The 20057-nt window shown below is 42.6% G+C and carries 20 protein-coding genes; 7 read left to right on the top strand and 13 right to left on the bottom strand.

All coding sequences use genetic code 11. The annotated features are described in order from the left end of the window. Nucleotides 1-30 precede the first annotated feature (30 nt). Entirely contained in the window at nucleotides 31-1656 is a 1626-nt protein-coding gene (locus VPNCDNU1_RS12340) for a VRR-NUC domain-containing protein (RefSeq protein ID WP_104400586.1), read from the top strand. A 212-nt stretch (nucleotides 1657-1868) separates the two neighbouring features. Next, entirely contained in the window at nucleotides 1869-2048 is a 180-nt protein-coding gene (locus VPNCDNU1_RS12335; protein ID WP_101112949.1) for a hypothetical protein, read from the top strand. 150 nt (nucleotides 2049-2198) lie between these two features. Here the strand turns inward: VPNCDNU1_RS12335 and torS are convergent, their stop codons facing one another. Next, nucleotides 2199-5183, bottom strand: a complete 2985-nt coding sequence (gene torS, locus VPNCDNU1_RS12330; RefSeq protein WP_104400585.1) for a TMAO reductase system sensor histidine kinase/response regulator TorS — start codon at nucleotides 5181-5183, stop codon at nucleotides 2199-2201. A 151-nt stretch (nucleotides 5184-5334) separates the two neighbouring features. Between torS and torT the strand changes: the two genes are divergently transcribed. Beyond that, entirely contained in the window at nucleotides 5335-6387 is a 1053-nt protein-coding gene (gene torT, locus VPNCDNU1_RS12325) for a TMAO reductase system periplasmic protein TorT (protein ID WP_371410792.1), read from the top strand. Between the two features lie 99 nt (nucleotides 6388-6486). Then, nucleotides 6487-6942 carry a methylglyoxal synthase gene (locus VPNCDNU1_RS12320; RefSeq protein WP_104400583.1) on the top strand — a complete coding sequence of 152 codons (456 nt, stop codon included), beginning with the start codon at nucleotides 6487-6489 and terminating at the stop codon, nucleotides 6940-6942. 137 nt (nucleotides 6943-7079) lie between these two features. Here VPNCDNU1_RS12320 and VPNCDNU1_RS12315 read toward each other — a convergent pair whose 3' ends face one another. The 4 genes from VPNCDNU1_RS12315 to helD all read right to left on the bottom strand — a co-directional run bounded on the left by VPNCDNU1_RS12315 (nucleotide 7080) and on the right by helD (nucleotide 10980). Beyond that, nucleotides 7080-7682: a YceI family protein gene (locus VPNCDNU1_RS12315; RefSeq protein ID WP_104400582.1), complete on the bottom strand. Its 603-nt coding sequence runs from the start codon at nucleotides 7680-7682 to the stop codon at nucleotides 7080-7082. A 266-nt stretch (nucleotides 7683-7948) separates the two neighbouring features. Beyond that, nucleotides 7949-8314, bottom strand: coding sequence for a VOC family protein (locus tag VPNCDNU1_RS12310; protein WP_104400581.1), 366 nt, complete (start codon nucleotides 8312-8314; stop codon nucleotides 7949-7951). Then, nucleotides 8298-8897 carry a DJ-1/PfpI family protein gene (locus tag VPNCDNU1_RS12305; RefSeq protein WP_104400580.1) on the bottom strand — a complete coding sequence of 200 codons (600 nt, stop codon included), beginning with the start codon at nucleotides 8895-8897 and terminating at the stop codon, nucleotides 8298-8300. Before VPNCDNU1_RS12305 ends, VPNCDNU1_RS12310 begins: the two co-directional genes overlap by 17 nt. 16 nt (nucleotides 8898-8913) lie before the next feature. Next, nucleotides 8914-10980 carry a DNA helicase IV gene (helD, locus tag VPNCDNU1_RS12300; protein WP_104400579.1) on the bottom strand — a complete coding sequence of 689 codons (2067 nt, stop codon included), beginning with the start codon at nucleotides 10978-10980 and terminating at the stop codon, nucleotides 8914-8916. A 199-nt stretch (nucleotides 10981-11179) separates the two neighbouring features. Between helD and yccS the strand changes: the two genes are divergently transcribed. The 3 genes from yccS to VPNCDNU1_RS12290 all read left to right on the top strand — a co-directional run bounded on the left by yccS (nucleotide 11180) and on the right by VPNCDNU1_RS12290 (nucleotide 14334). Next, on the top strand, nucleotides 11180-13348 hold the full coding sequence (yccS, locus tag VPNCDNU1_RS12295; RefSeq protein WP_104400578.1) for a YccS family putative transporter: 2169 nt from the start codon (nucleotides 11180-11182) through the stop codon (nucleotides 13346-13348). Between the two features lie 312 nt (nucleotides 13349-13660). After that, nucleotides 13661-13828 carry a hypothetical protein gene (locus VPNCDNU1_RS28810; protein ID WP_167404776.1) on the top strand — a complete coding sequence of 56 codons (168 nt, stop codon included), beginning with the start codon at nucleotides 13661-13663 and terminating at the stop codon, nucleotides 13826-13828. Between the two features lie 68 nt (nucleotides 13829-13896). After that, nucleotides 13897-14334 (top strand): hypothetical protein, encoded by a 438-nt coding sequence (locus VPNCDNU1_RS12290; RefSeq protein ID WP_104400577.1) that lies wholly within the window; start codon nucleotides 13897-13899, stop codon nucleotides 14332-14334. 11 nt (nucleotides 14335-14345) lie between these two features. On the opposite strand, the gene VPNCDNU1_RS12285 is transcribed toward VPNCDNU1_RS12290, so the two are convergent. From VPNCDNU1_RS12285 to VPNCDNU1_RS12250, 8 genes are all read right to left on the bottom strand, one after another. Continuing rightward, on the bottom strand, nucleotides 14346-15302 hold the full coding sequence (locus tag VPNCDNU1_RS12285) for a TerC/Alx family metal homeostasis membrane protein (protein WP_104400576.1): 957 nt from the start codon (nucleotides 15300-15302) through the stop codon (nucleotides 14346-14348). Between the two features lie 293 nt (nucleotides 15303-15595). Then, nucleotides 15596-16159: an NnrU family protein gene (locus VPNCDNU1_RS12280; RefSeq protein ID WP_104400575.1), complete on the bottom strand. Its 564-nt coding sequence runs from the start codon at nucleotides 16157-16159 to the stop codon at nucleotides 15596-15598. A gap of 238 nt (nucleotides 16160-16397) precedes the next feature. Continuing rightward, nucleotides 16398-17135 (bottom strand): SDR family NAD(P)-dependent oxidoreductase, encoded by a 738-nt coding sequence (locus VPNCDNU1_RS12275; RefSeq protein ID WP_104400574.1) that lies wholly within the window; start codon nucleotides 17133-17135, stop codon nucleotides 16398-16400. A 48-nt stretch (nucleotides 17136-17183) separates the two neighbouring features. After that, nucleotides 17184-17714 carry a GNAT family N-acetyltransferase gene (locus tag VPNCDNU1_RS12270; RefSeq protein WP_104400573.1) on the bottom strand — a complete coding sequence of 177 codons (531 nt, stop codon included), beginning with the start codon at nucleotides 17712-17714 and terminating at the stop codon, nucleotides 17184-17186. A 3-nt stretch (nucleotides 17715-17717) separates the two neighbouring features. Then, a complete protein-coding gene (locus tag VPNCDNU1_RS12265; protein ID WP_104400572.1) occupies nucleotides 17718-18215 on the bottom strand; it encodes a GNAT family N-acetyltransferase in 498 nt (165 codons plus the stop codon). Nucleotides 18216-18258: 43 nt separating this feature from the next. Continuing rightward, nucleotides 18259-18987, bottom strand: a complete 729-nt coding sequence (locus VPNCDNU1_RS12260; RefSeq protein ID WP_104400571.1) for a sulfite exporter TauE/SafE family protein — start codon at nucleotides 18985-18987, stop codon at nucleotides 18259-18261. Between the two features lie 76 nt (nucleotides 18988-19063). Continuing rightward, complete coding sequence (locus tag VPNCDNU1_RS12255) at nucleotides 19064-19453, bottom strand: DUF3224 domain-containing protein (protein ID WP_174715138.1); 390 nt, start codon at nucleotides 19451-19453, stop codon at nucleotides 19064-19066. Nucleotides 19454-19544: 91 nt separating this feature from the next. Continuing rightward, nucleotides 19545-20057 (bottom strand): topology modulation protein, encoded by a 513-nt coding sequence (locus VPNCDNU1_RS12250; protein WP_104400569.1) that lies wholly within the window; start codon nucleotides 20055-20057, stop codon nucleotides 19545-19547.

Genomic DNA, 20057 nt, shown 5'->3' with positions numbered 1-20057 from the left:
GGTAGGCTCTTTTTGTTTATATGTATTTTAATGCACCCTACTCCCGAACTCGCACCAGACTATTACCACAAAAACTTTCAGCTTCTACTCGACCACGCGCTTGGCATCTATGGCGACCTTTTATCGGAAGACGAATTACTCTGGATCAATCGATTCCAATCGCTAAACGTTTCGCCTCAATGTTTGCTTATAAGAATGCTATCTCGTAAAGGTGAATGGTTCCGAAGCGATAAGCTCGTTTACGAAGAAATAGAAGATATTCAAGCGAGCTTGATTGAACTCGAACAGAAAAACCTTATACAGGTACCTGCTACCCTTAGCGCAAAAACGCTTGCGCATGAACTACTCACGAAACCTGAAATCACGACTCTCTTCCCTTCGATGGGTAAATCACTCCCGAAATCAACCATCGTAGCCACACTACCAGAAGAAGAACTAAACACAGGGCAACTTCAATTTTCCTGCATTCAACTGCTTCACGCCAATTTGATGCCTATTTTTACAGCGCTGTTTTTCACCAATACCCACCAAGATTTCACTCAATTTGTATTGTCCGATCTTGGTCTTAGTCAATTCGAAAGCTACAAAATTGACCGCGAGCTTCGCTACTTTAACCACCGCGATGAGCTGGATTTATTGCTCCAAATCGGAGAGCTCAGTAATCAATATTATGAACAGCGTAAACCGACGCTAGAACAAGTCAATCATTGGTTGCGTGATCTCCCACCAGCCATTGCACACAGTGATATCAACAAAAAACGATCTCACTTAGTTAATAAACTGGCACGCGATTTAGAGCGCTTTGAGCAATACGATTCTGCTATTGACTGGTTCAACAAAAACACCCTTCCCCCTAGCCGAGAGCGACGAGCCCGCATATGGGAGAAGCAAGATAAAAACGAACACGCATTACAACTTGTGAGAGAGATGATTGAATCTCCGTATGATGTCGATGAAAAGGAAGTGGCTCAGCGAATAGAGCGCAAGTTACTTAGAAAGCTTGGGCACACCGCCAAGGCACAAAAAAAACCAGTGTTTGAGGAAGTTTTCATCGAATTGGATTTGTCACAAGATAGGGTCGAGATTGCCTCTCAACAGCACTTTTGCCGTGAAGGCTGGGATGTATTTTATCTCGAAAACGGTTTTTTAAATGGGTTATTTGGGTTGGCTTTCTGGGATTGTATTTTTGCGTCGGTGCAAGGTGCGTTCAACCATGCTTATCAATATCGACCATTGGATCTTTATCGTCCAGAGTTTTCGCAAATGAGAGCGATTGAATTAGACCGCTCTTTCAAAGAATTTTTGAACGATGGCTACGAAGCCCTAGAAAAACGTTATATAGAAAAGCAAGGAAAAGCTAACCCCTACGTGATTTGGGAATTGTTTGCACTAGAACATATCCAACTTGCAGAACGCGCATTACCCAAAGAAAAGTTAGCCGAACTGTTTAAAGTGATATTGTCCGACATGCGGAATTTCCGTGCAGGGCAACCCGACTTAGTCGCGTTTAAAGGCAATCAGTTTAAGTTTATCGAAGTAAAAGGACCTGGGGATAAACTGCAGCAAAACCAAATTCGTTGGTTACAGGCATTTCAGAAGTTAGGGGTAAACGCAGAAGTTTGTTACGTAAATTTCCCCAGAAAAAATTCAAAATAATTGGCATTTTTTTCAAGTTTATAAGTCGCTGGTTATTGGTCAAATTTTATAAGTTGCCGTCTGTAAGTTATTGGTTTGTACCTTTCTCAATTTTAGTCTAAGGCAAGATCTTATGATCCAAACGGAAATCGTTGTCTATAATCCGTTTGAGAATCACCCTTTTTGTTCGGGTTATTCGCTCTGAGAATCATTCCATAGTGGGGGGATTTAACATGGGTATTCAAGACAAAATTGAAGACTTGGAACAACAGATTTTCATCGCATGTTCTGAAGGAAATTTCGACCAAATGTACTTGCTAGAAAATGAACTGGAACAGTTAAGAGGTCGAATTGCTTTTGGAATGGAAGAAGATCCCTATGCGTTAAGTGGTTCGTTCTTAACCGACGATTAGGGTTAGTTACCCCATGCGCATTGTCCAAACGATACAAACAAATGGCGATAGTAGCCATTTATCAAAACCCCGGTTAGCAAGCTCCGGGGTTTTTAATGTCTATCTAATTTACTTCCTATGCTTCCCTTGTTTCTTTTAAAAGCCCTATGCTTACAGGTCTAGAGCTTTCAATGCTGCCAATGACGTCGAAAATATTGACTCCAGTTCGACACGTTTGGCTTCAAAGCGCTCTATCGGTGAATTGGATATTTCTATTTGTTCGAGTTCCTTTCGCAGAGCAATCAGCCCCATGCTGGATGCAGAACCTTTTAGCTTGTGGGCGATAGACGCTACTTTTTCTTGGTCTCGCGCTTGTATTGCATTAATGATATTCGCCCATTCCTCGGTTGATGAGCGCTCAAATACAGTGATTAACTCCTGCACTTTTGGCTTTCCGAGTACTTTGACATCTTGCTTCAATATGTTTTCGTTAATCAATGCAGAAATATCTCCACCTCGTTCACCTATAGCGCAGTCTTGAGTGGCAACGACGGAACCTTGATCTTGTTTATTAAGGCTCCCCTTATCATCACTAGAGGCACGCACGTTAGACTTTGGAAGACTTTCAGAAGGTTCTTCGTCATCGAGCATTTTAGCTAACGTAATAGCAAGCAATTCTCTTTCTATTGGTTTGGGGATAAAGGCATCAAAACCCGCCGCTAGATATTCCGTCACCTCTTCATCAAACACATGAGCAGACACCGCTATCATTGGCATAAGCTTGCCACCTAAAATCGCAGATTTTTCCCGTTCGATATTTCTTAGCCGTTCGAGTAAATCAACACCATTGCAATCTGGCAAATTAATATCTAACAAAACAATATCAAAAGCTTCGAGCCGTATTCTTTGCTCTGCTTCCAAGCCAGTCATCACAGTAACAACATCATGCCCTAAGTGTTGTAAAAACCCTTCTGCAACCACACAGTTTACTGGATTGTCTTCCACCAATAGCACCTTGGCTTGTCTCGTATTCAAAGAAATGGGAACCTCTTCGACTTCGCATTCTTCACTGCCAATTTCAAGGGGCAAACGAAACCAAAACCGGCTTCCTTCGTGCAGTTCTGAATGCAGGCCAATTTCTCCACCCATGGCTTCTACCAGCTTCTTGCTGATGGCTAAGCCTAAACCTGTTCCACCTACCAGGTTTTCCCCTCCAGACGCTTGGGTGAATGCATCAAATAAAGTATCTAGAGACGATTTTTCAATCCCGATACCTGTATCCGAAATTTCAAAATAGATCTGATCAGGAAATTGTTTGTCTCGACCAACGTAAATATCAATTTCACCTTCTTGGGTAAACTTAACGGCGTTTCCAACTAAGTTGGTCAGAACTTGGCAGATCCTTACCGAATCACCGATGAAATAACGACCAATGTCCGTTTGTACTTCTTGATAGAATTGCAATCCTTTTTCCATTGCTCGGCTAGACAACATTTGAGTGACGTCGCCCACCAAGCTCACCAAATCAAAGTTTCTTGGCACTACTTTTAAATGCCCTGCTTCAATTTTTGAGTAATCCAACACATCGTTAATAATGCTTAACAAGCTCGTACCACTGCGATCAATGATATCTGTGTAACGATGCTGCTCATCGGTAAGGGGGGTTTCTTTAAGCAGGCTTGCTGTGCCAAGTACGCCATTTAGAGGCGTTCTGATCTCATGGCTAATGGTGGCAAGAAATGCCGATTTCGCACGATTGGCTCGCTCTGCTTCATTTCTCGCTTTGGCATGGTTGAGTACTTCGAGGTTGAGTTTTTGGTTGGTGTTTTTTAGTTCTACGGTGCGACGGTCAACAATTTCTTCAAGGTGCTCTTTGTGTCGTTCTAATTCCTGTTTGGCTTGCGCTTCTCCCTCTGCAACCACTTTGAGCGTTTGGGCGGTATCACGAGCAACCAATATTGCCCGCCCCATATCTGCCAGTTCATCCTGCCCGTGTACTTTCATCTCTATATCAAGGCGTCCTTCAGCGACAGAAAATAACGCTGATGAGTATTGATTTAAACGCACAACCACAGATTGATAAACCACTTTCCAAATGATGATCCCAACGATTGATAGACCCAAAATCGAGAGTAAAATCAAAGTCCACTGTGCCATAGTGAGCGTTTGAGATACATTGGCAATAGCTATCGAAGAACTCTTATTGGAAGAATCCACTAACTGATTCACAATATTGTTTAGCTGCGCAAATAACTCATGAGTCTTGGCGTTCAAACCGTTTGCGAGTTCTTCATTTTGGTGCCTTTGCATAAGCAGTTCAAAGATCTGATTACTGGCTTGAAGGTCATCAATCAGAGCGCTCATTTTCACGGAGCGAGTTGGATCTTCTACCGATCGAACTCGACGTTCCATGATAGTTAGGTTGGAATCGAACTGGGTTTTCAATTCTTGGATACGAGGGAAAACCGTAACGCTTTTTACTTCTTCAATCTGGGTGAGTAAGCGATAAGCCAATAAATGAAGCTCATGCAGCCTTTCCGTCAGATCCATATCCACTTCAACTAAGGTATCCAGCGCCTTATAAGCCAATTCGGAATCGTTGTTTTCGAGCAGGTCATAAACATGAGCAATATTGGCAACAGCTACTGTGCTTGAATTCAATACCTGTGTACGAGCTAAGCCTTCAAGCTCACTGGCTTTCAAGCGCATTAATTCCACTGAATGCCCTATCTCTTGCGTAAGCTTTAAGCGTTTCTCAACGGAAAGCCCCAGCTCCGCAAGATTATCTATAATGCTTTGAACATTAAACTCTAAGCGATCCAGTAAGGTGTTATCAAACGAATCAGAGCCGAGTAACTTGATATGAGAAAGGAGTTGATTAAGCTCAGAGAACAACATTTGACCATACCGCTTCACTTCCTCTGAGTTCTCTGAATTAGAGAGCAGCTGTGCGGAATACACGATACGGGAACTTAGCTCCGACACCTGACGCGCTTCTAACATGGCTGGGATCGCGTTATTAGTTACCTGCCTCTCCGTTTTAGCAACGAGCGAAAAGCCAGCAATACCGATAACAGACGCCATAACCATCAGCGATGCGATCGCGATAAAGGAGTATAAAAGCTTGCTGCCTATACTCGAGGGGGATAACAGCATAGTTGCCTCAAGCGAAAAAATAGAATTCAACGGTAAACATTGTGTATATACTCAAGCTACCGCAATAAGCGGTATTCAGTTATATTTTGCCGTGATTAACCAGTAGATGCTAACCGTCATGCCTAAAACACTCACACATTTTTCAACGTCATTGCCTATACGCGCCATACACTACTCTATCTTAGTCTCTGGAAGTTTGATCTTATCTGCTTTTCCCGCTTTGGCTATGGAAAAAGATACGGCTATGGAAAAAACTGTGTCTGTGGAAAAAAATACGGCTGCAGAAAAAATCTGTGCAATTTACCCTCACCTAAAAGATTCGTACTGGCTTTCCGTTAACTATGGCATGGTTGAAGAAGCGAAGAAACAACAAGTCGAATTAAAGGTACTGGAGTCTGGCGGCTACCCTAATATCGCGCGCCAAACGCAGCAGATTCAAGAATGCCGTTCTTGGGGCGCTCAAGCCATCATATTGGGCACGGTCTCACCAAGCGCATACCAAAACAATCTCAGCCTCTTGGTTCAAGGAATTCCCGTATTTCAAACAGTAAACCAACTCAATACGAATGCTGAAACAAAAAACTCAGTACACGGATACGTTGGTGTGAATTGGTACAACATGGGTTACGAGACCGGTAATTACTTAAAAGGCATGCACCCTAAAGGCAGCGGAAAAGTTCGCATTGCTTGGCTTCCGGGCCCTAAGCAAAGAGGCGGAACAAAGCCCGTTGAGCAAGGTTTCCTTGACGCAATTAAAGAAAGCGATGTCGAGGTTGCCGTATCAATGTGGGAAGACAACGATAAAGAGTTACAACGTAACTTAGTGCAACATGTATTAGAAGCAACTGACATTGAATACATCGTCGGCAGTGCTGTCGCGATTGAAGCGGCAATCAGTGAGGTTCGTATTGCCGAGCGTAAGGACGTTAAATTGGTTGCAACGTATTTGAGCCACGGAATTTATCGAGGTTTAAGGCGAGGTAGAGTCGAATTCGCCCCTACTGATAAAATGGTTCTACAAGGAAAAACATCCATCATGCAAGCCACGTACTTCCTTCGAGGGCAAGCCTATAATTCGGTATACGTTCCTATAATCGAGCCGCTTACCGCAGGGGATGTACCAAAAGAAATCGTCGTAGACTCGTTGTCACCTGCCGAATATCGTCCAGTCTATATGTGGTCACCCACTCCGAACGCAAATTAGAGACGTGCCCGTGCTAGTTTGCAGAATTGCTTCCCGTTTGTTGTGTTTTGTCATAAAACGTTGGCACAATAGTGAAGCGAATCATTCAAGGAGTTAAGAATGCAAAAAACAATAAGAAAAATGCCCGCTCATAAAAATATTGCTCTGGTCGCGCATGATAATCACAAACCAGAATTGCTGCGCTGGGTAACAGAGAACAAAGAAAAGCTTCAAGGGCACTTTCTTTATGCCACGGGAACAACAGGTCACATGCTCAGTAAAGAAACGGGCTTAGCCATAAAAAGTTTGATAAGCGGACCAATGGGCGGGGATCAACAACTGGGTGCGTTAATATCAGAAGGAAAAATTGACCTAATGGTGTTCTTTTGGGACCCGCTCAATGCCGTTCCACATGATCCAGATGTGAAAGCGCTGCTGCGTATTGCGAGTGTATGGAATATTCCTGTCGCAACAAACCGAGCGACAGCTAACTTTTTATTTGCTTCAACTTTACTCAATGAAGAAGTAGATATAGAAATACCCGACTACAATGCGTATCTAGCAAAGCGAACCTAACTCAGCCTAGATGACAGAACAAATTAGCGCGCTTATATCCAGTTTCGCGCTAGAAGAAATAACATAATAAAAACGCCGAATGACAGTCATTCGGCGTTTTTTCCTTAAAAAGGAATTACTGATATCTGGAGAAGGTGCTACTTCCTTTTAAATACCAGTGAAGCGTTAACAGAAACAGTAGGTGAAATGGCAATCGCTCCCACTGTTTCAGACAGCGCTTTTAAGTTTGCTTCTGGTACGCCAAAGCTTGCTGCACTAACAATGACAGGCTTAACCGAACTGACAACAATATACTGAGGCGTGTTGACCACCAAAAGAGACAACGTCACTTTTTTATCCATTCCGTAGAAATTTAACGTAGCATCAATATTCTTGATTGTAGGTTCAGTAAGGCTTGATACTTCCGCGAGATCGACCTTACCTTTTAATGTTGCTTTAGGGTATCTTCCTGTGTCGAAAAAAAGTTCACTCAACCTTTGGTTGCGAATCGGAACAATAGTGTCAACAGATGCCAATTTGATTTCTAAAGTGAACTCTCCACTCGCATCGATTCTTCCATCAATCTCAGTGAAATTAGCAGGTTCAACGATATACTGCTTCTTGATGGTCGAAAAGTTTACCGATGAAACATTAGAATCTAACAAATAATGATGGTGTGCTGAATACGCAGGTGATAGCAATAGAATGGGTAACGAGAATAAGGTTAATATCGTTAATAGTAGTCGGGCTGACTTTTTCATACTCAATTCCTTTCGAGATTCTTAACGCCCTTTTTCTTTAGCGAGCCATTTACACTATGTACGTTTGAACTGCATATAAAGAAAAGGCTGTGAATTTGTAAGACGAACCGCGCTTACGCATTATTCGTGTTAGTAAATCACAGCCGAATGTCTCATAGATAATAAATTTAATGCATATCATATAGATATAATGATCTTGATGCATATCATGCAGATATAAGGACCTTGAAGCCCATCCTACTTTAACTACGTGACTTTAATTTTTGCTATTCACCCCATACAGCTAATTCGTTGCCACTGGGCTCTTTAAACTGAAATCGACGCCCACCTGGGAATTCAAAAATAGGTCGGGTAATTTCCACGCCTTGGGATTTAACTACCTCGAAAGAGTTTTCAAGATCATGGCTGAACAAAACAAGAAGCGGCGCCCCATCTATTGTTGCACTTACTACATCCGACTGAAAGAACCCACCCATTAAGCCCTTCGCGGTAAAAGCGGTGTACTCTTCACCATAATCCGTAAACTCCCATTGAAACGCTTTCTCAAAAAACAGCTTGGTTTCTTTTAGGTTGTTTGCAGCAAATTCTATGTAATTGATTGAATGATGTTCAAAGTCAATAGGCGACGACATGTTTGCTTCTCCAATTAAAGTCGAGCTGATCTGCAGTTTTTAAGGCAAGTTCCATTTTCGAAAGTCGGGATACAAGTTGTAAGCTCATGTCTATCCCTGCCGTCATCCCTGCAGACGTAATGATTTCTCCATCCTCTACCCAACGAACATCTTTAACAAGTTTCACATCTGGAAATTGCTGTGCGAGATCATCTAAATGTTGCTTATGAGCTGTTACGCGCCTGTCGGTAAGCAGCTTGGCTTGCGCAAGCAAAAATATGCCACTGCAAACAGAGGAAACAATGTTAACTTTCGTTGATTGCTCCTGAAGCCAACGAATCACTCGGCTGTTTTTCATTTCATGGGCGTATACACCTCCTGAAATAATCAATACATCTAATTCTGGGTGATTATGTATGGAGCGATGTGGAACCACTTGATAGCCATGTCTTGCGGTAATGGTATCGCCAGATTCACTGATCAGATAAGGGAGAAACTGCGCGTCGTAGTTTGCTGCGAACTTATTAGCCGTCGCAAACACTTCGTAAGGACCGGTAAAGTCGATGGGTTCTGCGTATTCATAGATAAAAATCCCGATATTCATGGTTACCCTAGCCTATTTATTTTTTGATAACGGGGTAACCTCCTTCTCTCAGTTCTTCTACAAATACAGAAGGTTGAGCGCCGTACATTACCCACGCTTTAGATTTTGCCCGAGTCAAAGCAACGTAAAATAAACGACGCTCTTCCGCATGGGCATATGTATCTTGGGTTTGAATAAGTGCACTATCGAGATGGTGTTGTCGTTCCATCGCTGGGAACTGACCTTCATCAACACTCAAAATAAAGACAAAATCCGCTTCTTGACCTTTACTTGCATGACACGTCATAAACTTTAAGTCCAAATGTGAGCAGGATTTTTGCCAATCTTTTAGTTGCTCAGGACAGTGGTAATGATTACGCCCTAGTAGTAATACCTCTTTTTTTGAGGTCTGTTTTTTGTCTAGTTCCAGAAGGGATTTTTCAAGTATAGACATATGCAACAAAGTAATAGACTTTTGTTTCACCATCTTGTGGCTTGTCACATTTTTATGCAATTGAGATGGATTCTGTTGTATGAACTTATTGGCGACTTCCCCTAGCATATTGTTAAAGCGGTACGTGGTATCCAAGTAATGGATTGAGGCACCAGGGAATCGAGAATCGAAATCTGTTGTTAGGCTCACATCAGCACCAGCAAACCGATAAATCGCCTGCCAATCATCTCCTACAGCATATAGGGATGCTTGCTGCTTAGTTTTTGGTTGGTGGCAAATCGCCTCCAACAATTCAAGCCGCGCAGGTGAGATATCTTGATATTCATCGACCATGACATAGCGCCACTGAGGTCGGTATTTACCGCTAGCAACATATTTGGTTGCTTTAGTGATCATGGTGTGAAAATCGATTTGGTTGTTGTCTTTTAGCATTTGACCCCACGCTTGATAACATGGCCAAACAAGCTGCAATTCACTGTTTAAACGAGAATAGTCTTCATGATCGATAATGCGCTGCTGTATTTGTTTTTTGCCAATGTTCATTGCACACAACTGTTCTAGCTGCTTTTGTAACCACGCGATGAGTTTAGGGTTCTCGGACTGGGACCCTAGCTCTTCATCCCCTTTTAAATAGGCAATCGGCCATTGAGATAGGTGTTTTTGCCAGCGCTTAAATTGATTTTGCGTTGCCCAATGTTGTTTTAGCCATTGAACACACCACGCTTGCTTCATGCTGTCGTTGGTTGCCAATGGCGTAATTTCTATCGACTCACTTTCAACATGACGAATGATCTCTAACCCTAATTGATGAAATGTTTTTACCGTAATGGCATGCCCATCACTGCCTAATTTGCTTTCTAAGCGCTGACGCATTTCGTCTGCCGCATCGCGCCCAAACGCCACCATCAGCAATTCTTCTGGTTTGGCTTGATGGCTTTGAAGCAAATAAGATACGCGTGCCGTGAGGACGCTTGTTTTACCCGTTCCCGCTCCAGCCAATATCAGGTTGTGGTCATTGTTCATCAAAACAGCTTGTTGCTGAGAAAGATTGAGCGGGCTCGATTCGCACTGTGCAAACAAGACTTGCCAATATTCACGCTCTTTCTCTAGCCATTCTAAATTACGTGATTTCTGATTCTCAGCCCCATTTCCTAACCAGTCTGATACCTCAACCATCGCTTTGGGCATTCGTTGCTCGGCTTCTTCTAAGCTCATATTCAACTGAGAAAAATCGTTGACGACGTTGTCCGTCCAGCTTTGAAGTTGGGAGGTTTGTAGATAAGCAGGCTGGTTTCTAATTAGGGTAAGTGCTTCGCGCCATGCGGGCAGTTTTTCGTTTAGGCTCTGGCATTGGTGATAATGCCAATCAGAATATTCTTTCTGAGCGTATTGAATAAAGGCGTTGCAGTCCGCCCAAGGTAAGCCTTGCACCAACCAAGCTTGTTGAGTGCTGTTTTTTTCATGTGCATGAAAAACTAAACTGCCCCAGACTAACCCACGCTTCAATGTAATAGATCCATCCCATACCGAAAAGGGAATATGCTCTTCACTTTGCGCAGAGTTCAAAACCAGTTTGTCGTCTTCGACACTGACTTCATTGTATTCCGTCTGAATTAAAAACTTGGCAGATCGTGATGCCGCTAACTGCATTTACTGAACCCTGATTCGGTATTATTTGGTCTAAGAGGAATCTTAAATCACACCGGGTTGTAGAACAACGCTAAGTCTCAGCTCATCGCCTATTAATTCACCATTCACACTTTTTCTTGGTGCTAAGTCATATCCTTGATACTGTCGTTAGTTACACTAACGCGTGTTACTCTTTGACAAAACAAGAAATTATAAAACTGTGCCTCTATTTACTATTTTTCGCCACTACTGGTCTAATAAAACCATTAATTACAGCATTCGCATCACTATTGCTCTTATTGGGGTTGTTATCCCTTGCTGGTTTTACGAACAAAATACGGCCATTGTCCCGCTAATCTTAGGCATAATTGCCGCAGCTCTGGCTGAAACCGACGACAGTTTTTGGGGAAGAATACGCGCGCTTATTCTCACCTTTATCTGTTTCGCTATCGCCGCGTTTTCCATTGAACTTCTATTTAATCACCCCATTTTTTTCGCCATTGGATTATTCGCTTCAACCTTTACTTTCATAATGCTTGGAGCGATTGGGCCACGTTACGCCAGTATTGCCTTCGGCTCTCTATTGATCGCGATATATACCATGTTAGGCGCACATGAAAGCCCTAATATATGGTTTCAACCTGTTATGCTCTTGGCGGGTTCGGCTTGGTATTACTTCATTTCCATGATTTGGCAAATATTTTGGCCCATGCAGCCGGTGCAACAAAGTTTAGGCAACGTATTTGAAGAACTGGCCAATTATTTAGATGCCAAAAGTGAGTTATTCCACCCTGTAACCAATTTGGCACCTCAGCCTCACCGTATTCGTGAAGCCAGCTTAAATGCCGCGACAGTTACCTCCTTAAACCAGTGCAAAGCCACATTACTTTCTCGTTCAAAGCGAGGACATATAGACGGCCCTAGCGACAGATTCTTGAATATCTACTTCCTCGCTCAAGACATTCATGAACGAGTAAGCTCTACCCACTACCGATATCAAGATCTAGCGGAACAATTCAAACACAGCGATGTGCTCTTTCGCTTTAAACACCTGTTGCAAACGCAAGCAAACGCTTGTCGGCAGATATCCAAATCTTTGCATTTAGGGAATCAATACGATCACGACGACAAAAACGGCGAAGCCTTAAATGAACTTAACGATTCAATTCTGTTTTTGCAGGAACAAAAAAGAACAGATTGGTCCCTGTCGCTTAGCCAGTTAAGTTACCTATTTAGAAATTTATCTACAGTTGAAAAGCAGCTTAGTAATGTCAGCAACCCTGACGTTAAGCAAAACGAAGATGACGATGTGCTAGACGACACCACCGCACACACCCCCAAAGCAATGTGGTTGCGGATTAAAAGCAATATGACTCCTAGCTCTATCCTGTTTCGTCACGCTATAAGAATGTCTATCGCTTTAACCGCTGGGTACGGTTTAATTCAAGCTTTCGACATTGATAAAGGATATTGGATCTTACTCACCACCCTTTTTGTATGCCAGCCAAACTACAGTGCTACTAGGCAAAAACTGACTGCACGAGTTATCGGTACAATTGCTGGTCTATTGGTCGGTGTACCACTCCTTACGTTCTTTCCCTCCCTAGAAAGCCAGCTCGTTTTTATAGTACTTTCCGGTATTCTGTTTTTTGCCTTTCGTATTAATAATTACGGCTTCGCCACTGCCTTTATTACCCTTTTAGTCCTGTTTTGTTTCAATCAATTGGGTGAAGGCTTTGCCGTTGTGTTGCCTCGCCTTACCGATACGCTGATCGGGTGCGCTTTAGCGGTATTGGCCGTTGCATTTATCTTGCCGGATTGGCATTCAAAACGTTTGCACAAAGTGATGGCAGAATCGGTTATCGCCAACCAAAGCTACCTCGCTCAAATTATTGGTCAATATAGAGTCGGTAAAAAAGACACCTTGGCGTATCGTATTTCACGGCGCGATGCACATAATAAGGACGCAAGTCTGAGCTCTTCAATCAGTAACATGCTGGTTGAACCCGGTAAGTATCGATCTGCTGTCGACGAGAGCTTTCGCTTCCTTACGTTGAATCACGCATTACTCTGTTATGTTTCTGCTTTGGGTGCTCACCGAACGCGATTGCAAGATGAAACGATCCACCAGCTTGTTTTGGACTCACACCGAGCAATCCACAAGCACCTTGAGATCCTTTACAAACAATTGAATGACCAATGTGAAGAATGTGATACTTCAAGTATCGAAGAAACAGACATTGAAAAACGTTTAAGCGAATGGCGAGACGAAGACGAAAGCTCGGCTCGATTGGTCTTGCAACAGCTTCATTTGATCTATCGAATGTTACCTGAGCTTCATTCGTTAGCGACGAAATTTGCGGTAAGAGTTCCGAATAGCACCCAATAACTGTTGTTCAATATCCATTCTAACTGGCAACAAAATAGAGGGTAGCAATACCCTCCCTTCATTTTATGTCGTTCATCCATTTACGATCTTTGTGCTCCCTTAATGGCATTCCATATTCTTCATTGTCACTTTTCACGAATGTGTTTATGGGTAAAGATCACATATCTTTTATAATTCACTCATTTTCTGACAAAAATTGAACAAATGATGATTTCGATGCTCTTAATGTAGGTCGCGTTAGTATTTGGCGCACAAAGTTTCGCTATCGGTGCAAATGAGACATTGACTATCATTAAGGTTAGGAACAGAAAAATGCCACAGCATCAATATGAACAATTAAGGAGCAAAGTTCTGGAGTTGACCCCTGCTCAATTGAAAGATCTACAAACAGAAATAGAAGGGAAGCTAGACAAAAACGGAGCTCAAATTGAGCTTACTCCTGAAGAAATCGAGGCTATTTGTCACCTTTTTAAAGAGTAATTACCCTATAAAGTTGAACTTTCACTGGCTAAAGTTTAACCTTTAAGTAGATTCTGAGGTAACGATCAATGCCAGTCTCATCGATACATTCCGGTCATGTCATTCTCCAGCAGTCGAGAACCATGGCAAAGCAAGCAACAGAGGAGCTCAATGAAGAAGCTCGTCTTGAAAAAGCTCGCACGGAAAAAATGGCAGAAGATGAGCGAATTCAAGAAATCCAGCCTGATGAAGAAGTTCGAGCTTCAGAACGAACAGAAGAAACACAAGAAGCCGATGCTGCCCGAGAAAGTGAACCCGACTACCAAGAATCGTTCAACCGCCTACCTAGCGCTGAAGAAGAGCGCGACACCAAACAAGAAGAGATCACCAATGAAAGCAGAGACGAATCTGATTACGTCGAAGCTGCCGCGAAACTCAATCAAGCAAAAAGCTACAACAGTGTTGGAGCAAGTGTTGTTTCTCGCTCCAACGACATGATTGGCTCTATGTTAGATATATCTGTTTAAGCTTTATCGGTTTAAACTTCATCTGTTAAAACTTCTACCGAGTCTTTTCTAGATTTTACAATCGATGCCAAAATAGCACTTCCCATTACAGCCACCAGTACACCAAGTGATACTTGGGTTGGAATCGCCCACTCCGTTTCGACCAATAACATCTTTATGCCGATAAAAATCATAATCAAAGCTAATGCTGGTTTGAGGTATACGAACTTCTCCATCATACCTTGCAAAACAAAATAGAGAGAACGCAGCCCAAGCAACGCAAAAACATTCGCAGCCAAGACCAAAAATGGCTCGCGCGTTACGGCAAATATGGCTGGAATCGAATCCAGAGCAAACATCACGTCCATCATTGCGATCATGGCTATAACAATTGCCATCGGCGTCAATACGAGCCCTAAGTTGTCTCTCATGTAAAGCGCATTGCCTCTGTATTCGTCAGACACTCTGGCAACCTTACGAAAGATCCTTTCCGGCAGCGGGCTTAGTGTTTCTTGCTCTTCGGGCTGCGTTAGCTTATAGCCCGTCCAAATAAGGAAAGCAGCGAACAAATACAAAATCCAATGAAATTGCTCTAGTAATTGTACGCCTATTGCAATCATCACAGCGCGTAAGATGAGCGCTCCAATAACACCTAAAAGCAGCGCTCTCGGACGCAAGCTTTCCGGCACTAAGTATTGGTGAAAGATAATCGCAAACACGAAAAGGTTATCGACGCTAAGCGATTTCTCTAACAAGTACCCAGTAAAAAATGCGGTAGCGGCTTTACTTGAGGAATACGAGCTCCCCGGAGCGTACCATTCCCAAAAATACAGAATGGATACGCCAAATGCCAAGGCAACGAATACCCAAATAACGCTCCAAATCGCGGCTTTTCTTACCGTAATGTTGCCACCGCGAGTTTGCCAAATATCGACACACACCAACATTAAAGTCAGCGCACCAAATGCAAAATAAGCAAAAGGACTCATTAAATACCTCATTTCACAACACAGTTAATTGCGAAGAGACGGCTTATAGGCGTGCACCCTCGCAAACCAACCAAAACCTAACCAACCAAATGAAAATGGATGGTCCAATTTTGGCAAATGAATGCGTTGGTCTCGTCAGAGTGAAAGCTGGTAAGGGCTTATACTTTTGTATGCCGGAAAAGCGAACGCTTAACGGGATGACGACATACAAACTAAGAGTACTTAGTAGACTACTCCCCAATACAGGCGGATAGTATTCCTGTATTGGAAGAGCGTCAACACGATTTTTTACATTATTTAAGAGGAATGCCTGTTAGATATACGTGTAAGAAAAAAGCGGTAATAAAGTAGAGAACTAAGCTGATTACATGTGTTTTTATTTCTTGCGAGACAGGGGGAATATCTGGCTTAACCCACTCGCCCTCTCTTCGATTGATAAGCATGATTTGGATGACTGCCCAAAGTGCTAATCCACCAAACAAAACAACAGAACGCTGCTCTCCATTACTGAGTAAGTGCGCCACAGACCAAACGATCACACTCATCAATTGAGGGTGACGAATGTACTGCTTCAATCGAGTTTTACCTTGAGCTGCGCCAAACAGGATAAAACCCACCAGCATGAGTAACATGGTTAACCCACGAAATTCCGGACCAAGGACGTACAAGTAATTCGGTACGGTGCTACGCCAGCCGAATATGATCATCAGTAATCCAGCGATAACCACCAGTGAAAAAATACCTTTGTAGCCGTTGGGACCGACCCTCTCGATAAGGTTAACTTTAACTTGCGGGGTAAGTGACGGGACGTAGTGGATTACGCTCCAAACTAGGATGCCTAACATCAATAACAACATTGCTTACTTCCTTATATTTGTTTTTCTCCATTATTAAGCAGCTGTTATGAATTTGATGGGGATTTGATCCCATACTTTATGTGGAATTAAAAAACCGAGCACTTGGCTCGGCTTTGATACAATTTATAAAGCTAAAATCGTAGCTGGATTGACTGTTAAATCAATTAATCTCGATCGCACTCACCAATGCAATACAACAATCTTCAAAACATACCTTATACAGCTCTTCAACTCACTATTAACGTAGCGTAATACCACCATCCACAACGAGTGTGTGCCCGACAATATAACTTGCCTTATCGGAGAGTAGAAACTCTATCGCATCGGCGACTTCTTCCGTTTTGGCGAATCGTTTCATGGGAACAGCTTGAGATACACTCTCTCTGATATTGGGGTCTGTTTTCGCTCGTTCCTCCCACCTAGGTGTCCAAGTAACACCGGGGGCGACGGCATTGATGCGTATTCCGCGCTCAATATTTTCAATCGCTAAAGAACGTGTTAACCCCTCAATGGCGTGTTTAGCCGCACTATACATTGAAGCGTTAGGCGTAGGTCTTAATCCATTTATAGAGCTCACATTCACTATTGCCGCGCCTTCAGACATCAAATTAAGCTCGCTTTGCAAACAGAGTGCTTGTGCCCAAAAATCGTGATTAAGCGTGTCTTTTAGCTTTCCGGAATCGACGGTGTGGAATTGCCCAAGAGACCCTATCGCTGGCGACGCATTATTCACAGCAATGTCGAGTTTGCCGTAACGCTTATCCACATGTCCAAACAACGTTTTTAATGCTGCTTCATCTGAAATATCGGTAACATGGTAATCGACGGCTTCTAGAATTGGATACTGACGCAAGGATTCCTCCCAGCCACTTTTATTTCGAGAGCAAGTTATTACTTGAAACCCTTGCTCAACGTACCGAAGTACCATCTCTAAGCCAATGCCTTTTGAGCCACCTGTTATCAAAGCCGTTTTCATGTTCAGTCCCTCGTTTTTATTCCAACGTGTTTCACCATTATCGCCCTGTTATGGCAAAGTTTTCGCGTAGATCACGGTGTTATCCAATTTTCCATTTGCGTGCCTTCGCGTATTTTTCATTGTAGCTTCAAGTTGATAACCACATCGTTTCGCGACCATCCAACTGCGTTGGTTTGACTCTGCCGCTTTGATTTCAATACGGTTTGCCCCTAGTTCCTCAAAAGCATAAGTTTCAAGTAGAGAGACGGCTTCCGTTATGAAGCCCTTACCTGAAGCCGAGGTTCTCAGCCAATACCCTATTTCATAAAAAGGCACTGCCTGATCTCGGATGATCAATCCTATCGCACCAAGTAGCGCCCCTGATTCCTTGCAAATAACGCTGTATCGAATGTCACCAACAAAGTTCTCATACTTTTCTACCGCCTCTTGCGCACTTTTCGTCGCTTGCTCGAGTGTTAACGCGTGTTGCACCCAAGGTAAATATTCTTCGAGTTCTTTTTTGCTTTCAACTACGGCTTCGAGCATTTGAGGTGCAATCTCAACCGTAGGCGGTTCTAACCGAATTCGTCTGTTTTCCATTTGTTACCTATCTAGGACGTTAAAGCGTATAAAGTGCATTTCTTTATCTACGTCGGTGTCTTTTTCTAACGTGTATATACGCCCCACTGCATTCGCAATTGCCGCTTCCCAAAACGACAATGCGCCTGAATTTTCAAGCAACACTCTTACCTGCCATTCACCCGGATAACGCTTCAAGACCTGTGAGATAGTCTCTTTCCCTACGCCTTTTCTTTTGTATTTTCGCAATACGAAAAACTGTTCAATATCGTAGAGACTAAGATTTGTTGGGTACTTTCGAATCAACACAAACCCTGCAATGTCACCATCAACACAGATAAAATACGGTGTGTGATCTTCTCTATCCCAATAAACATCAAAGTTCGAATTATTGTAAATAAATAACCCCTCTTGATTAGGGCTCCATCCCATGTATTCAGACATGTCGTAGATGTAAAGAGGAAAGAGGTTTTCCAAAATATGACGGGATGTAAGATCTATTTCCTTTAGCGATACTTCCATATTATTCTCTTTATTTATCTGAACGTTACACTATATTCATTTATCAGTTAGAAAGCGACAGTAATGCGCTAACCACCATTTTAATTGCCATGGCAGTAAGCAAAATTTTAATCCACATAATGAGTTTTTCGTTCTTCGCCGCCATTCTTAACTTTGTTCCTACAAATGAGCCTAGAATAGAACCAATTACCATATAAATAAGAAGCTGAATAGAACCGAAAAGAGAAGTACCTATCACCATAAATACCGGAATTTTGGCTAGATGGCTGATGGTCATAAATAATGAACTGGTTGCGATAATGTGGTCTTTTGATTTTAATTCTTTTGTTAATACGGAAAGAGACAAAGGTCCCGTTGCCCCAACGATAAGCCCCAACCCTGTTTGGACCATACCAATAAGATAATAGCTTTCGTAACGGCTAATGTAATGCGAAAACCGTTTGCTCCAAAGGTTGAACAATATATACAGACCAATACCGATAGGGACATATTCCAATGATATGTTCGATAGCAAATACCCAAACAGCAAAACGCCGACAAAAGATCCGATTAGAAATTTCGGAAGTAGCGACCACTGAACATCTTTTAAAGAAAAGAGCATTCTTGAAGAATTGCTCGCTAACTGGGTAATACCATGAATGGGAATGATCAGGCTGGGGGGCAAAAACGTTGGCAATATGGCTATCAGCAGCATCCCACCACCAAAGCCAATCACACCCGCCACTAGAGAGGTAACAAATGATAAAAAGCCTAGCGTGTATTCAATGCTCATTGTCTAAGTTCGCCCCCTCACTGTGCAAAGTGACTTGGCTGTTTTTAATGTGAAAACTGAAGCTATTGATCGATGTCTATACTTGGTACTCAAAATCGTAGCGATGCTGTCCATCTTCAATCCAAATGGCCATTTGCCCTTCTAATCCAACAAGATCTCCAGTTCCTGAATCAGGAATAACCTCTAGAATGAGTGTATCGTTGCCGTTAAACATCACGCCATAATGTTGAAGAACGAAGCTTCCTTTTTTGCCAGACAATTCGCCAACCACTTGCTCTATAGCTACATAACCAGCAGATCCTTGGACTGGGGTAAGAACGTTTAACATTTCCCCGCTACTTTTCGCCTTTAGTTCTCCGTGAAAAGTCTTATCAATAGACATATGACCGAGCCTTGTTCCTTCCACTCCTTGAGCATACGTGTCCATTGGATCCAGATTGATATCAAACGTACCTGTAATCTTCATTTCAATTCCTTCTTGTTATGCATTTAGATAAAAATTAAGAAAAACGGAGAGAGGTTCGGCAAAATGCCTTGCCATCATTTGGCTGATGGATTTACATTCGAGCAACATCAGTATCCATTGCAACTTTGATTTGTGCAACTAGCTTTTCGACTTCAGCCGGCTCCTTAATCACAATGCCTTTTTGTTGGCTGAGTGACTTTAAAATGAAAGGCTTCGCTCTTACATGAAACAGCCATATTAGCTTGAGTAAACTCGGTAGGATAAGAATTTCTGGGCAGTTTTTTGGTAGTTCTGGTCGGGACTTGAAAAGGTACGGAAGGTTTCTTTTTAGGCAGCGAAGCAAACAGATATGGCGTGGAATATCTAGAAAAACGATAAAATCGGCATTTTCCCTAACCGATTTAGATACCCCTTCAACTATCCAGCTCTTAGGTTCAATCAATCCTTGTTCACCACGAGTTCTTTCTTCTTTTGAAGCCGTTACCCAGCCTTCTTTCCAAACTACCCCGTCTAAGCTAGCGACGGGCAGGTCCAAAGCCTCACCTAACGATTTTGCGAGTGTCGTTTTTCCTGAACCGGCATTCCCCGTTATATTGATTCTCAT

The organism is Vibrio penaeicida, assembly GCF_002933855.1.
Classification (GTDB): domain Bacteria; phylum Pseudomonadota; class Gammaproteobacteria; order Enterobacterales; family Vibrionaceae; genus Vibrio; species Vibrio penaeicida_A.
The sequence above is the reverse complement of the archived record's forward strand: the minus strand, read 5'-3'. Positions and strand labels throughout refer to the sequence as shown.

What these genes read in the sequence shown, in the direction of transcription:
- VPNCDNU1_RS12335 (WP_101112949.1), top strand. Translation starts at nt 1,869, where the DNA reads ATGGGTATTCAAGACAAAATTGAAGACTTGGAACAACAGATTTTCATC.
- VPNCDNU1_RS12275 (WP_104400574.1), bottom strand. Translation starts at nt 17,135, where the DNA reads ATGAAAACGGCTTTGATAACAGGTGGCTCAAAAGGCATTGGCTTAGAG.
- VPNCDNU1_RS12260 (WP_104400571.1), bottom strand. Translation starts at nt 18,987, where the DNA reads ATGAGCATTGAATACACGCTAGGCTTTTTATCATTTGTTACCTCTCTA.
- VPNCDNU1_RS28810 (WP_167404776.1), top strand. Translation starts at nt 13,661, where the DNA reads ATGCCACAGCATCAATATGAACAATTAAGGAGCAAAGTTCTGGAGTTG.
- VPNCDNU1_RS12310 (WP_104400581.1), bottom strand. Translation starts at nt 8,314, where the DNA reads ATGTCGTCGCCTATTGACTTTGAACATCATTCAATCAATTACATAGAA.
- VPNCDNU1_RS12305 (WP_104400580.1), bottom strand. Translation starts at nt 8,897, where the DNA reads ATGAATATCGGGATTTTTATCTATGAATACGCAGAACCCATCGACTTT.
- VPNCDNU1_RS12255 (WP_174715138.1), bottom strand. Translation starts at nt 19,453, where the DNA reads ATGAAGATTACAGGTACGTTTGATATCAATCTGGATCCAATGGACACG.
- VPNCDNU1_RS12270 (WP_104400573.1), bottom strand. Translation starts at nt 17,714, where the DNA reads ATGGAAAACAGACGAATTCGGTTAGAACCGCCTACGGTTGAGATTGCA.
- VPNCDNU1_RS12280 (WP_104400575.1), bottom strand. Translation starts at nt 16,159, where the DNA reads ATGTTGTTATTGATGTTAGGCATCCTAGTTTGGAGCGTAATCCACTAC.
- torS (WP_104400585.1), bottom strand. Translation starts at nt 5,183, where the DNA reads ATGCTGTTATCCCCCTCGAGTATAGGCAGCAAGCTTTTATACTCCTTT.
- VPNCDNU1_RS12315 (WP_104400582.1), bottom strand. Translation starts at nt 7,682, where the DNA reads ATGAAAAAGTCAGCCCGACTACTATTAACGATATTAACCTTATTCTCG.
- VPNCDNU1_RS12250 (WP_104400569.1), bottom strand. Translation starts at nt 20,057, where the DNA reads ATGAGAATCAATATAACGGGGAATGCCGGTTCAGGAAAAACGACACTC.
- VPNCDNU1_RS12320 (WP_104400583.1), top strand. Translation starts at nt 6,487, where the DNA reads ATGCAAAAAACAATAAGAAAAATGCCCGCTCATAAAAATATTGCTCTG.
- helD (WP_104400579.1), bottom strand. Translation starts at nt 10,980, where the DNA reads ATGCAGTTAGCGGCATCACGATCTGCCAAGTTTTTAATTCAGACGGAA.
- VPNCDNU1_RS12340 (WP_104400586.1), top strand. Translation starts at nt 31, where the DNA reads ATGCACCCTACTCCCGAACTCGCACCAGACTATTACCACAAAAACTTT.
- VPNCDNU1_RS12285 (WP_104400576.1), bottom strand. Translation starts at nt 15,302, where the DNA reads ATGAGTCCTTTTGCTTATTTTGCATTTGGTGCGCTGACTTTAATGTTG.
- VPNCDNU1_RS12290 (WP_104400577.1), top strand. Translation starts at nt 13,897, where the DNA reads ATGCCAGTCTCATCGATACATTCCGGTCATGTCATTCTCCAGCAGTCG.
- VPNCDNU1_RS12265 (WP_104400572.1), bottom strand. Translation starts at nt 18,215, where the DNA reads ATGGAAGTATCGCTAAAGGAAATAGATCTTACATCCCGTCATATTTTG.